This is a genomic window from Cypionkella sp. TWP1-2-1b2, assembly GCF_049896245.1.
GTDB lineage: Bacteria > Pseudomonadota > Alphaproteobacteria > Rhodobacterales > Rhodobacteraceae > Cypionkella.
On sequence record NZ_JAFCTX010000004.1, the window covers coordinates 117,962 to 131,005 of the forward strand.

Consider the following 13,044-nt stretch of genomic DNA (forward strand, 5'->3'; position numbering starts at 1 on the left):
CCGTCCTTATCGCGTGAAATCCGAAGCCACCGTCGCCACTGGCCGCAACACAATCTGGGTCGCATTCTGTACCGTCAAAACCACCCCCGGCAGCAAACCAATCCGCGCCCTCCGGTCCGCCTCAAACGCGTTGGAAACATCACCCAACCGATCCAGCAGCGCAATCAAAGCCGACGAATCCCCAACCACAAAATGCCCGGACCCCTTCGAGAACGCCCCCACATCCATGAACGTCACCTTCAAATCCGCCACCCGCGATACATCGGTCAGCGACCCCAACCGCTCATCCTGCCCAGTCAGCAGCGCCGACAAACGCAGATATTTATCGCGGTCCGAGCCAAAGATCACAAACGGCTGCGGCAGCGCGCCCATCGAATGTGCGCTTCTTTTGAACACGTCCACGTCGATATCCGGCGAGATAAAGATCACCCCGCCAATCAACCCCAACGTCCTCTTATCCCCCCGGATTGCCGCCTGCCGCAGCGCCTCCATCGTCAACCCGGCCCCCATCGAATGCGCCACGATCAAAATCCGCTTCGCCCCAGCCGCCGCCACCTCATGAATCAGGCTTTCCAACCCATCCCGCGCAAACAGCGCCGAATCGCGGTCATAGGCATAGCCGAGCGGTTCTGCAGCCGAGGGCCAAGCATAATGCACCACGGCCCCCGGCAGCTTCAGATCATGCGCAAACTGCGCCACCCGATAAACGCCTTCCGAGAAATTGTTGTTGTAGCCATGCACGAAAATCACCGCCTCGCCGCCATTCGCCGCCAGCTGCGCTTTCAGGTCTTTGCGGAACGGCAGGTCGTTTGGATAAACGATCTGATCGGTGGTCAGAAAATGCTTCAGAGGATTGGCTTTGCCATGCCGGGGTGGCCAGTTGATCTCGCCTAACTTGCGATCTGGCGGCACCGAAACGTCATAGCGGGCGAAGTTGATCTGTTCAGAGCGATAGGTGCCGAAAGAGCCGTCCTGATCCTGTTTGCGGGTGGTGCCGATGAAGATTTTCTCGACCTGCCCCACTGAGGCCGCTTGCGGGTCAAGCGTGACATGGCCGCGTGGGGCGCAGGCCAGCAGCAAGCTCAGGGAAAGCATCAGCAGAAATCGGGTCATGGGCGGCCTTTTTTCGTCAAACTCTGCAGTTTCAGGGGCTGGGTCAAGTGACGTTATGTTGCAGCTGCGCAAATGCCGCTGTCCACGCGTAGCGCAGGCATAAAGCGTATGTTTTTCAATGGATTAGGCTTTTGCATTCAGGGTTTATTAACAGATCGGCTTTTGAGTATTTAGGCCAAGAGGAAGCCGGGGCAAGTATGAAAAAAGTCTTAAGGACATATCCCTAACCCTTTGAAATCATATAACCCGCGCGCCTGTCCACGCGTGGCGCTTACAAAACATAGCGCGAGATATCCGCCGACCGCGCCAGCGCGCCCAGATTTTTCTCGACGAAAGCTGCGTCCACGACGACCTCCTCACCCGCGCGATCCGGGGCGGTGAAGGATAACTCCTCAAACACCCGCTCCATCACCGTATAAAGCCTGCGCGCGCCGATGTTTTCGATGGATTTGTTGACCTCTGCCGCAATTCGCGCCAGCGCCGCGATCCCATCGGTGGTGAAAGAAACCGCGACATCTTCCGTCCCCATCAGCGCCGCATATTGCCGGGTCAGCGCATTATCTGTCTCGGTCAGGATGCGCACGAAATCATCTTCGGTCAGCGGCGCCAGTTCCACCCGGATCGGCAACCGCCCCTGAAGTTCCGGCAGCAAATCCGAAGGCTTGGCGACATGAAACGCTCCAGATGCGATGAACAGGATATGATCGGTCTTCACCGGGCCATATTTGGTGGAAACCGTGGTGCCTTCAATCAGCGGCAGTAAATCCCGCTGCACGCCTTCGCGCGACACATCCGCCCCCCGCGCATCCGCTCGCGCGCAGATTTTGTCGATCTCATCCAGAAACACGATGCCGTTTTCCTGCACCGCCGCCAGCGCTGCCGCCTTCACAGCCTCATCATCCAGCAGCTTATCGGCCTCTTGCCCGATCAGCAGATCATAGCTTTCGGCCACCGTAACCTTCTTCCGCGTGGTCCGCGTGCCGAACGCCTTGAACAAATCCTGCAAGCCCTGCATCTGCATTTCCATGCCCTGCCCGCCCATCATCGGCATCGCAGGGGCGGCATCGGCGATTTCCAATTCGATCACCGTCGCATCCAATTCGCCGCGCCGCAGCTTGCCGCGAAAAATCTCGCGGGTCTGCTCACGCGCCTCTTTGCCCGCCAAAGCCTCAACAACCCGCTCCTCTGCCGCCTGCTTGGCCTTCGCGGCGACGTCCTCGCGCATCCGGGCGCGGGTGTCGATCATCGCGGCGTCCACCAGATCGCGAATGATGCTTTCGACATCGCGCCCGACATAGCCAACCTCGGTGAATTTAGTGGCCTCGACCTTCAGAAACGGCGCTTTCGCCAGTTTTGCCAGCCGTCGTGCAATCTCGGTTTTGCCCACCCCGGTCGGCCCGATCATCAGGATATTTTTTGGATAGACCTCATCACGAATGTCATCCGGCAGATTGCGGCAACGCCAGCGGTTGCGCAAAGCCACGGCGACGGCGCGTTTGGCGTCGCGCTGGCCGATGATGTGGCGGTCGAGCTCCGAGACGATCTCGCGGGGCGTGAGGTTGGTCATTTGGAAATCCGTTCCACGGTTAGATTGCCGTTGGTGAACACGCAAATCTCGGCTGCAATCGCCATGGCGCGGCGGGCGATGTCTTCGGCGGGCAAATCGGTGGTCATCAGGCCGCGCGCGGCGGCGAGGGCGAAATTGCCGCCAGAACCTATGGCGGCGATGTCGTGTTCAGGTTCCAGTACGTCTCCGGCACCCGTGATCACGTAAAGATCGCGGCCATCGGTGACGATCAGCATGGCTTCCAAATTGCGCAGGTACTTGTCCATGCGCCAATCTTTCGCCAGATCAACGCAAGCGCGGGCGAGTTGACCGGGGGCGGCCTCCAGCTTTTTCTCCAGCCGTTCCAGCAGGGTGAACGCGTCGGCGGTCGATCCGGCAAAGCCTGCGACCACATCATGACCACCCGGCGACAGGCGGCGGACCTTACGGGCAGTGCCTTTGATCACGGTATTGCCGAGCGAGACCTGGCCATCGCCCGCCACCACAACCTCACCGCCGCGGCGCACAGCGAGAATGGTGGTGCCATGCCAACCGGGGAATTTGTCTTCGGCCATCTGCGTCTCCATTTGCTGATCATTGTATGGAAGGGCATCGCGTTGGGTGCAAGCGGCTGGCTGGCAGGTGCGGAGGAAAACGCCTAAGCTTGGCGGGATGCAGCGCGTGTTGAACTTTTATCTCGATGATGACAAACGCGCCCGCGCCGAGGCGGGGCTCGGGATTTTTGGCGCTGTGGTGGGCGTGATGCGTGCGGCGGGTTGGGCTGTGCGCTACTGCGGGCAACAGGATATGGTGGCGGGTGAGGGCTATCACCTTGTCTACAATCGCGCGGTGGATGGGCGGTTTTGCTTCAGCCTAAGGCGTTGTTATCTGGATAAATTTTTTCGGATTGAAGCGACGAATGATCGCTGGGATTGGGAGGTGGCGGGGCTGCCATTTTTCGCTGCGCCGGGGCAGGCGTGGTTTCAACGCTATTGGCGGGAGCGGTTGTTTGGCGGGCTGGCCATCGCGCAGGGCGGCTATATTTTCATGCCGTTGCAGGGAAAATTGTTGCAGCAGCGGCATTTTCAGACCGCGTCCCCGATAGAGATGATCCATGCGACTTTGGCGGCGGACCCTGCGCGGCGGATCGTGGCGACATTGCATCCGCGTGAGATTTATTCTGACGCCGAGCTGGAGGCGCTGCGCGGGATTGAGCGGTTTGAACTGGTGAAGGGTTCGCTGCCGGTGCTTGCGGGCTGTGATTATGTGGTGACGCAGAATTCCTCAATGGCGCTGACGGGGTTTTTTGCTGACAAACCTGCGGTGCTGTTTGCGCGGATTGATTTTCACCATATCGCGGCGTCGGTCGGGCAGTTGGGGGTGGCAGAAGCGTTTGAGGCAGTGCATCGGCCACAGCCCTATGCGTCCTATCTGCATTGGTTTTTCAAGCGGCAGGCGCTGGCATCGTCAGGTGATGGGCATCAGGCACAGATTGCGGATCGCTTGCGGACGCACGGCTGGCCGCTGTGAAAAAAGGCTCCCCGAGGGGAGCCTTTGATCGGATTTTGGCAAGTGTCAGAGCGCAGTTGCGATCCAGTTGGCAAGTGCAGCTTTCGGAGCCGCACCCGTTTTATTCGAGACGACTTCGCCATTTTTGAACAGGAACAGCGCCGGAATACCGCGCACACCGAGGGCGGCGGGGCTGTCGGGATTCTCATCGACATTGATCTTCACGATCTTGACCTTGCCGGCGTATTCAGCGGCGAGTTCTTCCAAGGCTGGGCCGATTTGACGGCAAGGGCCGCACCATTCGGCCCAGAAATCCACGACAACCGGGATGTCCGATTTGCGGACTTCGGCGTCGAAAGTGGCGTCGGTTACGGCGACGGTATTGGCACCCATGATGGGATCTCCTAGGGGAAATGTTAGGCATTGAACCTAGGCATGGCAGGCTGCTGCGTCAAGGGATAGTGGCGCGTTGCATAGCTGCCCGCACAATATCGGGGGGCAGCGGCATCAGGCTGGCGGTGCGGGTCCACAGGATCGCGGTATCGATGCGGTGGTTGGGGTAGATTTGGCCTAAGGCGCTGGCATAGGCGGCCATTTGGCGCAGGATGCCTTCCGGGGTTTCGGCTGGGGTGGCCGGGGTGCGGTGGTTGGATTTGAAATCGACGGCGAGGATGTGATCGGCTGCGATCAACAAGCGGTCGATGGTGCCGAGCATGGGCTGGCCGTTGAGGCTGGCGGTGAAGGTGACTTCGCTGAGGGCTTCGGGGGCGAAGATGTGGGGGTGCGCTGTGAGGACGGCTTCGGCCTCGGGCAATAGCGCGGCCCGTTGGGTGGCGTCGGGGATCAGGGCGGTGGCGAGCGCGGGCCAGTCGGCGCGGGGCGCGTTGGGCAGGTGTTCGAGCAGCAGATGTAAAGCGGTGCCACGGTCTTTGGCGGCATCTTCGCCAGAACCGTCGGTTTCGCCGGGAAGCAGCTTTGCGCCGCCGAGATCAGAGGGGGAAAGCAGTTGCGCGGGGCGGTCGGGCGCGGCGGCAGGTTGGGTGGCCCACAGCGGAAGCACTGGCATTTCTGGCTGTGTTAGAGACTGTTTTGCTACCGGATCAGGCCAATTTCCGAAGCTGTGGCGCAGGGCATCGTCGGCGATGGCCTCAAATCCTGCGGCCTGCATCCCCTGTTGAACCAACTTGTACCACGCACCGTCTTTCTTCGCCTCGCCCGCGCCGCAGACGATCAGCCAACTGCGCCCGCGGGTGAGGGCGACGTAGAGCAGGCGCAGGCCTTCTTCCTCGCCTTTGTCTTTGCGCAGGGTTCGGGCGGCGGCGATGGCGGGCGGGCTTTCATCGGAGGGGGTTTTCCAGACGGGAATACCGTTCTCCAGCGCGTAAATCTCATCACGGTCTTGCGGGTTGCGGTCGCAGGTGTCGGGCAGGATCACCAAGGGCGCTTCCAGCCCCTTCGCGCCGTGGACGGTCATGACGCGGATGCGGTGGCCCTCGCTGTCCATCTGGCGTTTGACCTCGATATCATCGGTTTCCAGCCAGATCAGGAAACCGGTCAGGCTGGGGATTTCGTTGCGCTCAAACGCGAGGGCTTGGGAAAGGAATTCGTCAATGCCATCCTCGGCCTCGGGGCCAAGCCGGGTCAGCATACGGCGGCGGCCATCGTGGCGGGTAAGGGCGCGCTCGATCAGATCATAGGGGCGCAGGAAGTCTGCGTTGTTGCGCAGATCGTGCAGCATGGCGAGGGTTTCGGGGTGGGTGGTGGTGTCACGCAGGGTTTCCCACAGGAAGCCTTTGCGGGGTTGGGCGAGAGCATAAAGTTCGGCCTCGGTCCAGCCACAAAACGGTGAGCGCAGCAGGGCTGCAAGAGACAGATCATCCTCGGGCGTGGCGAGGAAAGACAGCAGTGCGGCGAGGTCTTTCACCGCAAGTTCCGCGCCGAGTTTCAGGCGGTCTGCGCCTGCAATGGGGAGATTTGCTTTTTTGCAGGCGCGGATGATTTCTGAAAACAAAGCCGAGCGGCGCTGCACGAGGATCAGCACGTCGCCTGCGTGCAACGCGCGCGGGCCATCATCGGTGGGGATCTGCGTGCCTGCGTCGATCAGAGCTTTGATGTGGCGAGCAATTTTCTCAGCAAGGCGCGCGGTGTGGTGGGTTTCCGAGATCAGATCAATCGGGTCTTCCCAGTTTTCATCCTTGGGGTCTTCGGTTTTTTCCAACAGCGGCCAAAGGTCAACGCGCCCCGGTAGATCGGATTTGAAGGCGAGGTGATGGACAGAAGCGCCCATGGCTTTCGGGAAACGGTCGGCGAAAGTATCATCGGCCACGCGCAGGATCGCGGTGGAGGAGCGGAAGGAATATTCCAGATCGAGGCGAACGAAGTTCTTTTGCGCGGCGCGGAATTTGGCCTGAAAGTCGTTTTGCTTTTCATCAAAAGCGGCAACGTCTGCGCCTTGGAAGGAATAGATCGACTGTTTTTTATCGCCGACGACGAACAGGGTGCGGGATTCATCGCGGGTGCCTTGGCCTGCGGTAAACTCGGCGGACAGCAGTTCGATAACGCGCCACTGATCGGGGCTGGTGTCTTGCGCCTCATCGACAAGGATATGGTCGATACCGCCATCGAGGCGGAACAGCACCCACGCGGCGACGGAAGGATCGGTCAGCAGGGCCTTGGCGCGGGTGATCAGATCGTCGAAATCTAGGAAACCTCGGGCAGCTTTGGCGGAGGCGTAGAGCGGCAGGAAGACGGCGGCAAAGCGGTGCAGCACGGCGGTTTTTTGGGCGGCTTGCAGGGCGATACGGCGGGGGCGGGCGGCCTCGGTGCGCAGCATCAGGGCGTCGAGGTGGGGCAGGTAGTTGCCGATCAGCTTTTGCGTCGGTTTGGTCGGTAGTGCGCCGATTTTCGCGCCGTAAGGGACTTTGGCGGTGCCGCCGTAGAGCAGGGTATTTTCCAGCGCACTGAGGGTAGCGAGGCTGGGGGCGGCCAGATCAAGTGCTGCGAGTTTGGCGGCAGTTTTGCTATCGCTGGGGCCGCCGTTTTGCAGGGCGGGCAGGATACTGGCGATCAGGGCGGATTCAATGCCAGACAGGACATCGGCCAGCAGGGTTTGCGTGGTTTCCGCGTTGGGAACGTTGAACAAATCACGGGATTGGGCCTCGGTCAGCGGTTTGGTGAAGCCTGCGCGTTTGGCCGAGACTTGCTCCATCAGCGCGGTGAAATCTTCGCCGGTATAGGCGCGGGCGACTTCGGCCATGATCTCAGGCGCGCGGAATTCGGCCATTTCCTCGATGATGTTCTCGCGCAGCAGGCGGGCGGCGCGGTCGTCAAGTTCGGTGAATTGGGGGGAAACTCCGGCTTCGAGTGGGAAGCGGCGCAGCAGGGTGGCGCAGAAGCTGTGGATGGTCTGGATGCGCAAGCCGCCGGGGGTTTCAATGGCGCGGGCAAAGAGTTGCCGGGCCTTGGAGAGGGCAACGGGGGCGTGGCGGGTGTCATCGCCTAAGTCGGCGAGGGCGCGGTGGAGGTCGGCGTCGGGCTTCATCGCCCATTCGCCCAAGCGGCGGAACAGGCGGTTCTGCATCTCTGTCGCGGCGGCTTTGGTGTAGGTGAGGCACAGGATATGCTGGGGCTCTACGCCGCGCAGCAGCAGGCGCGCCACGCGATCTGTCAACACGCGAGTTTTGCCGGAACCCGCGTTGGCGGAAAGCCAGACGGTATCGGCGGGGTTGGAGGCCTGAACCTGACGTTCGGAGGCGTCGTTGCGGGTCATTCTGGCTCTCCTACCGGTTCGGGGCCAACCTGCTCAGGAACGGCGCGGTCGGACATTTCCCATTCGCCAAAGCGCGACAGGTGGTCGTAGTCGCCCGCATGGCGGGTCTCGAACAGGGCGCGGCGGGCGGTGTAGCCAGTGCTGCGGCGCAGGTAGCGGGTGATCAGGTTTAGCAGCTTTTCCCAATGTTCGGTGAGCAGGGCCTCGGTGATGTCGGTTTCCACCACGTCTTCGCTGGTGCCAAGGCCGATGTAGCTGATTTTCGCCACAGCAGAGGGGCCAAGATCGGCGAAACCGCCACGGTCGGCCATCACGGCGGCGAGCAGCAGTTGCTTGGCATATTGCTTTTGCTGGGTGGCTTTGGGGGCGGCTCCGGTTTTGTAATCAATCAGATGCAGGCTGCCATCGGGGAGGCGGTCAATACGGTCGGGGGTGCCGAACAGGGTGAAATCGAGGGGGTCGAGTTTGAGGGCACCTTTGGTTTCAAGTGCAAGCGGGGTGCCACTGTGCTTGGCGTCTTGGGTCAGGAAATGGTCAGCGGCGCGATCAATTTTGGCCAGCCAGAGGGCGCGGGCGGCGGGGAAGGGGGATTCTAGCAGCAGGACTTCGCGGGCGAGGGTCAGCAGGCGGGCGCGGGCCTCGGCGCGGGTTTCAGCTTCGGGACGGGTTTTGACGAAACGCTCCAGCACCTCATGCACAATGATGCCGCGATCGCGGGCGTCGGGGGTTTGGTGCAGGGGGTCGAGTGGGTGCAAGCGCAGGATGTAGCGGGCGTAGATCGCGTAGGGGTCGCGGATCAGGCGTTCGATATTGGTCAGCGACAGTTTCGGCGGTCGGGCGGCAACGGGCGGCTGCGGGGCTGGGCGTTTGGCGGGGCGCAGGCGGGGGTCGGCGTGTTGCGCGGCGGTGGGCTGTTCTAGGGCGCGGGCTAGATTGAGCCATTGGGTGCCGCGGGCCTTCATGGCCTGCAGCGCTTCTGGCCCCCGGCGTTGCGGCAGGCCGTCCATCAGGTTCATCAGGCGGTTCAGCCAGCGGCTGGGGACGGTTTCCGCCTCGGCATTGCGGACAGCGCGCGACAGGATCACGCGGGGGGCGGCAATGGCTTGTTGGTAATCGTGGGCGGAGAGGCCGATCTGGCGTTCGGGCAGTAATAGAGCCGCTTTTTTGCGCATCGCGCGGTTAAGCCATGGGTCGGGTTCGGGAAGTTTCGGCCAAAGGCCATCGTTGAGACCGCCCAAGATCACCAGATCGGCGCCTTGGACGCGGGCCTCTAAGGTGCCCCAGATCATAATGTTGGGATGGGCTTGCACGGGTTCGCGCACCTCGCCTTTGTTGATCAGGGCCTCGAACAGATCGCGGTATTCGGTGGCGGTGAAACTGCCGCCGTGGGGGGCTTCGGCGGCGAGGATTTCCATCAGCGCAAGGGCTTCAATCCCGGCGGCTTTGTTCCACAGATCGCCGCTGCCGGAAGGATCGAGGCCGCGCGCCAAGGCTTCGGACAGGGTGCGATGTTGGGCGACGTGATCGACGAGCGTGCGGCGGGGAATTTGGTCGAGGTCTTGCAACGTGTCGGCGAGAAATTGCGCCCATGGCAGGGCGTTGTCGGTCCGCGCCGCTGCCCATTCCAACAAATCGGAGCCGGTGGGGAAGGCGGGGCCGGTTTTACGGAGCTTGAGTTCGAGGTAGCGGGTCAGCAGCAGATGCGGGCCGCGTGCAGTGCCGGAGGCGGTCAGCGGGTGTTTCAGGATTGTGAGCAGGCTGTCGGCGGTCAGCCTTTGGCCGAGAAGTGCGGCCGCATGGCGTAGGAAGCGGCCGGGGGCGGAGAGCGCCAAGGGGCGACCTGCGGAATCGTCGGGCAGGATCGCCCAACGGTCGAGGGCGGCAGTGACTTGGCGGCTTAGGTTGCGGTCGGGCGTGATCAGCGCGGCCTTGGTGCCGGCTTCGGCGGCTTCGCGCAGGATCATCGCGATGGCAAGCGCCTCGACGCGCGGCGAGGCGGCTTCGATCAGGGTCAGGTTTTCCGTGGCGCGGGGGAGGTCGGGCAGGGCTGGCCCCTCGACCAGCCATTGATCGGTGACCGGGGCGGGGCGAAGCGACAAAGAAATCAAACGGTTGCGGTTGGGGTCAGGTGGGGCGGTGTCTCGCCATGGTTTGATATTGCTGGGCAGGATGTGCAAAAGGTCTGTCAAGTGGCGGAAGCGGTATTGCGGATGGTCCTCGGCTGTCAGAGCATCGTCCATCGCCTGCCAGACGCTGGGGGGCGTGTCAAAATCAAAGCCGGGCAGGATCAGCGCGCCTTGCGGCAGGGCCGTGACCGCTTGCATCAGCAGCGCGGTGGTGCCGCGAGAGCCGGTGGAGCCCGCGATCAGCACCGGGTTTTGCGGCGGGGCGCTTTGCCAGCGCTGGGCGAGTTGCTGCACGGCGAGGCGTTGGCGCGATTCCGCATCGGCGGCGTCGCTGAACAAGGGCGCCACGATGCGCAGGAAAGTTTGGGTTCTTTCCCAGTGTTTGGAATGGGTTGAGACATCGAGGGCGGCGATGGTTTCGGCAGAAACACCTTCGCCTTGCATCTCATCCATCAGATTGGCGAGGCTGTCGGCAAGATCGTAGAGTGCCGCGCGCGGGGCGAGATCGGGCTGGGCGTCGAGCAGTTTGGCGATCAGTTCGGCCATTTGCAGGCGGCGACGCAGCGGCGGAATGGTGGGGGCAAGCTTGAGGCTGGGGTCTTTTGCGAGATCGCTGAGCAGCAGCAGGCGCGGCAAGAAGCGCGCGCCATGGCTCGCGAACAGGTCGCGAACGCGGCGCGCCATGCGGGCGGTGTTGAGGTAAATCGTGACGCGCGCCATGGCTTGCGGCGGTTGGGCTGCCATGCGCTCGATCAGGCCCGCGACCAGTTCGGCGGGGAAATCGGTGCCGGGCGGCAGGGCGAAAATGCGGGTTGTGTCCGGGTTAAACATGCAAGGACTCAGCCAGCGCGATACCTTCGGGGCGGCCAACGTCGCACCAGCCACCCTGATGGATCAGCCCGTAGGCGCGTTTGTTGGCGATGGCGATATCCCACAGGCGATTCAGGCTGAAAACAGGCTCTGATATGGCGGAAAGGGCTTGGGTTTTCAGAATTTGCGCACCGAGATAGATTGGGGCGCTGACGCCGTTTGCGCGGGAGATGTGGCCCTGGAGATCAAGCTGGAAGTCGCCATTGCCGCTGTGGCCGACGGCGGCTTCGGCAGGCAACAGCAGCAGCAGCACATCCATTTTGGCGGGGTCCCAAGCGTTCAACAGTTGGGTGAGCGGGTTTTGGCCGCTCCACACCGCATCGGTGTTCAGGGTCAGCACCGGGCCATCGCCAAGCAGCGGCAGGGCGGCCTTCAGACCGCCGCCGGTTTCGAGGATCAGGTCGCGCTCCCATGACAACAGGACATCGCGGTTTTGCAGGTGGTCGGCGATCTGACTGCCTAAGTAGTGCAAGTTGATCACGATTTTTGTGATCCCCGCTGTATCTGCAACAGCTAAGGCGTGGTCGATCAGCGGTTTTCCGGCGACGCCGATCAGCGGTTTTGGTCGATTTGCGGTCAAGGCGCCCATGCGGGTACCGAAGCCCGCGGCGAACAGCATTAACGGAAGTGGCCGCATTGGGCACCTATTCGGGCAAGGGCTTCGGGGGTGGGTTCGGGCAGCAGGCGGGCGCATATTCTGGCGAGGGGGCTAAGTTCTGGCTCGGCGAGGTTGCGTTGCAGATGGTGCCAGACGCGGGGGATCAGCGGAATGTAGTTGGGTTTGTCGCTGTGCAGGCAGAGGCGGGCGAAAATGCCGAGGATGCGCAGGGCGCGCTGGGCACCAAGGGTGGCATAGGCGGGGCGGAAACTGTCGGCGGCGGTGCCGGTCAGGTTGCAGAACACGCCGATCATCGCGGCCTCCGTTTCACGTGAAACATCCCGGCGCGCGTCTTGCAGCAGCGAGACGAGATCGTAGCCGGGCTGACCAAGTTGTGCGAGTTGGAAATCCAGCAAACCGACGCGGGCAAGGCCGGGTCGATCTGGCAGCCAAAGCAGGTTTTCGGCGTGAAAATCGCGCAGAATCATCACGCGCGGGCCGTCGGCGTGGCGGGATATAGCGTCGATAAGGGCATTGCGGAAATCGGTGGGGTCGGTGCGGTCGCCGGTGATTGCGAAGCGATACCAATCGAGGGCAAAACAGGCGGCCTCGGCCCAATCTTGTGCGGCCAGATTGGCCAGATTGGCGGCGGGTGGATGGCATTGAAGATGGGCAAGAACCTGTGTTGCGACCGTATAGAGACTGTTTTCAAGGGTCGGGGCGGATTTCAGAAGGGTGGCATAGATATTATCACCCAAATCCTCCAGCAGCAGAAAGCCATTTTCCAGATCCTGCGCGTAACAGTTTGGGCCAGATAGGCCGATGGCTGATAGATGTTGCGCAATCGCCAGAAATGTCGCGGTGTCGTCGCCCTTGCCCGGTGGTGCATCCATCAGCACGGCGGTTTTCGAGCCCCAACTCAGCCGGTCATAGCTGCGATCCGAAGCGTCGCCGGCCAGAAACTGACGGTCTGCATCGCCCCAGCCGGCTTTGGCAAGAAAGGCGTGCGATAAAGCAGCACGGTCGTTCATGTCTGCCAACTTTGGGAAAATTCCATCAGCAGATCAGGGTGGTTTGGCGCGGTCAGCGTCACAGCGCGACCCTCGCCGCTGGTCGATAGCGCAATCCTAACGGCATGGGCGGGTGTCAGATGCCCCAGGCGATCCGGCCATTCAACCAGACAAATCGCTTGCGAAAACGCATCTTCCAGCCCCAGCTCAGCCACCTCATCGGGATGCGACAGGCGGTAAAGATCAGCGTGCCAGATCTCGACATCGGCGAGGTAGGTCTGCACAAGGGTAAATGTGGGCGAGGGCACATCCTCCATCCGACCCAAGCGGGCGCGGATCAAGGCGCGAGCGAGGTGGCTTTTGCCGGCACCAATCGGACCTTCCAGTAGCACAGCATCCCCCGCAACCAACCGCGAAGCCAGCCAGCGCCCAAGCTCGGCGGTGTCTTCCTCGGAGGGCAGAAGGGCGGTAACGGCATGCGGCTTTTTCATGCCGCAAGTCTA

Annotated in this window: 10 protein-coding genes; 1 reads left to right on the top strand and 9 read right to left on the bottom strand. The window is 62.0% G+C overall.

The genetic code is table 11. The features are described from left to right. Positions 1-6: 6 nt before the first annotated feature. The 3 genes from ACP7AP_RS03720 to hslV form a co-directional block, all read right to left on the bottom strand. A complete protein-coding gene (locus ACP7AP_RS03720; RefSeq protein ID WP_426032360.1) occupies positions 7-1,113 on the bottom strand; it encodes an alpha/beta hydrolase in 1,107 nt (368 codons plus the stop codon). Between the two features lie 271 nt (positions 1,114-1,384). Next, positions 1,385-2,680: an ATP-dependent protease ATPase subunit HslU gene (gene hslU / locus ACP7AP_RS03725; RefSeq protein ID WP_426032362.1), complete on the bottom strand. Its 1,296-nt coding sequence runs from the start codon at positions 2,678-2,680 to the stop codon at positions 1,385-1,387. Then, a complete protein-coding gene (gene hslV, locus ACP7AP_RS03730) occupies positions 2,677-3,234 on the bottom strand; it encodes an ATP-dependent protease subunit HslV (RefSeq protein WP_426032364.1) in 558 nt (185 codons plus the stop codon). Before hslV ends, hslU begins: the two co-directional genes overlap by 4 nt. Positions 3,235-3,340: 106 nt before the next feature. Here hslV and ACP7AP_RS03735 point away from each other — a divergent pair, with 106 nt between their 5' ends. Beyond that, the gene (locus ACP7AP_RS03735; protein ID WP_426032366.1) at positions 3,341-4,189 is read left to right on the top strand and encodes a hypothetical protein; all 849 of its coding nucleotides are present in this window, start codon (positions 3,341-3,343) and stop codon (positions 4,187-4,189) included. A gap of 45 nt (positions 4,190-4,234) precedes the next feature. On the opposite strand, the gene trxA is transcribed toward ACP7AP_RS03735, so the two are convergent. Genes trxA through tsaE form a run of 6 tightly spaced genes read right to left on the bottom strand, consistent with a single transcriptional unit; the run spans position 4,235 to position 13,032 of the window. After that, positions 4,235-4,561 (bottom strand): thioredoxin, encoded by a 327-nt coding sequence (gene trxA, locus ACP7AP_RS03740; RefSeq protein ID WP_299505459.1) that lies wholly within the window; start codon positions 4,559-4,561, stop codon positions 4,235-4,237. A 58-nt stretch (positions 4,562-4,619) separates the two neighbouring features. Continuing rightward, positions 4,620-7,937 (bottom strand): double-strand break repair helicase AddA, encoded by a 3,318-nt coding sequence (addA, locus tag ACP7AP_RS03745; RefSeq protein WP_426032368.1) that lies wholly within the window; start codon positions 7,935-7,937, stop codon positions 4,620-4,622. Continuing rightward, positions 7,934-10,894 (bottom strand): double-strand break repair protein AddB, encoded by a 2,961-nt coding sequence (addB, locus tag ACP7AP_RS03750; protein WP_426032370.1) that lies wholly within the window; start codon positions 10,892-10,894, stop codon positions 7,934-7,936. The genes addA and addB overlap by 4 nt, the downstream gene beginning before the upstream one ends. Further along, on the bottom strand, positions 10,887-11,570 hold the full coding sequence (locus ACP7AP_RS03755) for a nucleotidyltransferase family protein (RefSeq protein ID WP_426032372.1): 684 nt from the start codon (positions 11,568-11,570) through the stop codon (positions 10,887-10,889). Before ACP7AP_RS03755 ends, addB begins: the two co-directional genes overlap by 8 nt. Beyond that, positions 11,552-12,562 carry an aminoglycoside phosphotransferase family protein gene (locus ACP7AP_RS03760; RefSeq protein WP_426032374.1) on the bottom strand — a complete coding sequence of 337 codons (1,011 nt, stop codon included), beginning with the start codon at positions 12,560-12,562 and terminating at the stop codon, positions 11,552-11,554. Before ACP7AP_RS03760 ends, ACP7AP_RS03755 begins: the two co-directional genes overlap by 19 nt. Beyond that, positions 12,559-13,032: a tRNA (adenosine(37)-N6)-threonylcarbamoyltransferase complex ATPase subunit type 1 TsaE gene (gene tsaE, locus ACP7AP_RS03765; protein ID WP_426032376.1), complete on the bottom strand. Its 474-nt coding sequence runs from the start codon at positions 13,030-13,032 to the stop codon at positions 12,559-12,561. The genes ACP7AP_RS03760 and tsaE overlap by 4 nt, the downstream gene beginning before the upstream one ends. Positions 13,033-13,044: the final 12 nt, after the last annotated feature.

What these genes read in the sequence shown, in the direction of transcription:
- ACP7AP_RS03720 (WP_426032360.1), bottom strand. Translation starts at nt 1,113, where the DNA reads ATGACCCGATTTCTGCTGATGCTTTCCCTGAGCTTGCTGCTGGCCTGC.
- hslU (WP_426032362.1), bottom strand. Translation starts at nt 2,680, where the DNA reads ATGACCAACCTCACGCCCCGCGAGATCGTCTCGGAGCTCGACCGCCAC.
- hslV (WP_426032364.1), bottom strand. Translation starts at nt 3,234, where the DNA reads ATGGCCGAAGACAAATTCCCCGGTTGGCATGGCACCACCATTCTCGCT.
- trxA (WP_299505459.1), bottom strand. Translation starts at nt 4,561, where the DNA reads ATGGGTGCCAATACCGTCGCCGTAACCGACGCCACTTTCGACGCCGAA.
- addA (WP_426032368.1), bottom strand. Translation starts at nt 7,937, where the DNA reads ATGACCCGCAACGACGCCTCCGAACGTCAGGTTCAGGCCTCCAACCCC.
- addB (WP_426032370.1), bottom strand. Translation starts at nt 10,894, where the DNA reads ATGTTTAACCCGGACACAACCCGCATTTTCGCCCTGCCGCCCGGCACC.
- ACP7AP_RS03755 (WP_426032372.1), bottom strand. Translation starts at nt 11,570, where the DNA reads ATGCGGCCACTTCCGTTAATGCTGTTCGCCGCGGGCTTCGGTACCCGC.
- ACP7AP_RS03760 (WP_426032374.1), bottom strand. Translation starts at nt 12,562, where the DNA reads ATGAACGACCGTGCTGCTTTATCGCACGCCTTTCTTGCCAAAGCCGGC.
- tsaE (WP_426032376.1), bottom strand. Translation starts at nt 13,032, where the DNA reads ATGAAAAAGCCGCATGCCGTTACCGCCCTTCTGCCCTCCGAGGAAGAC.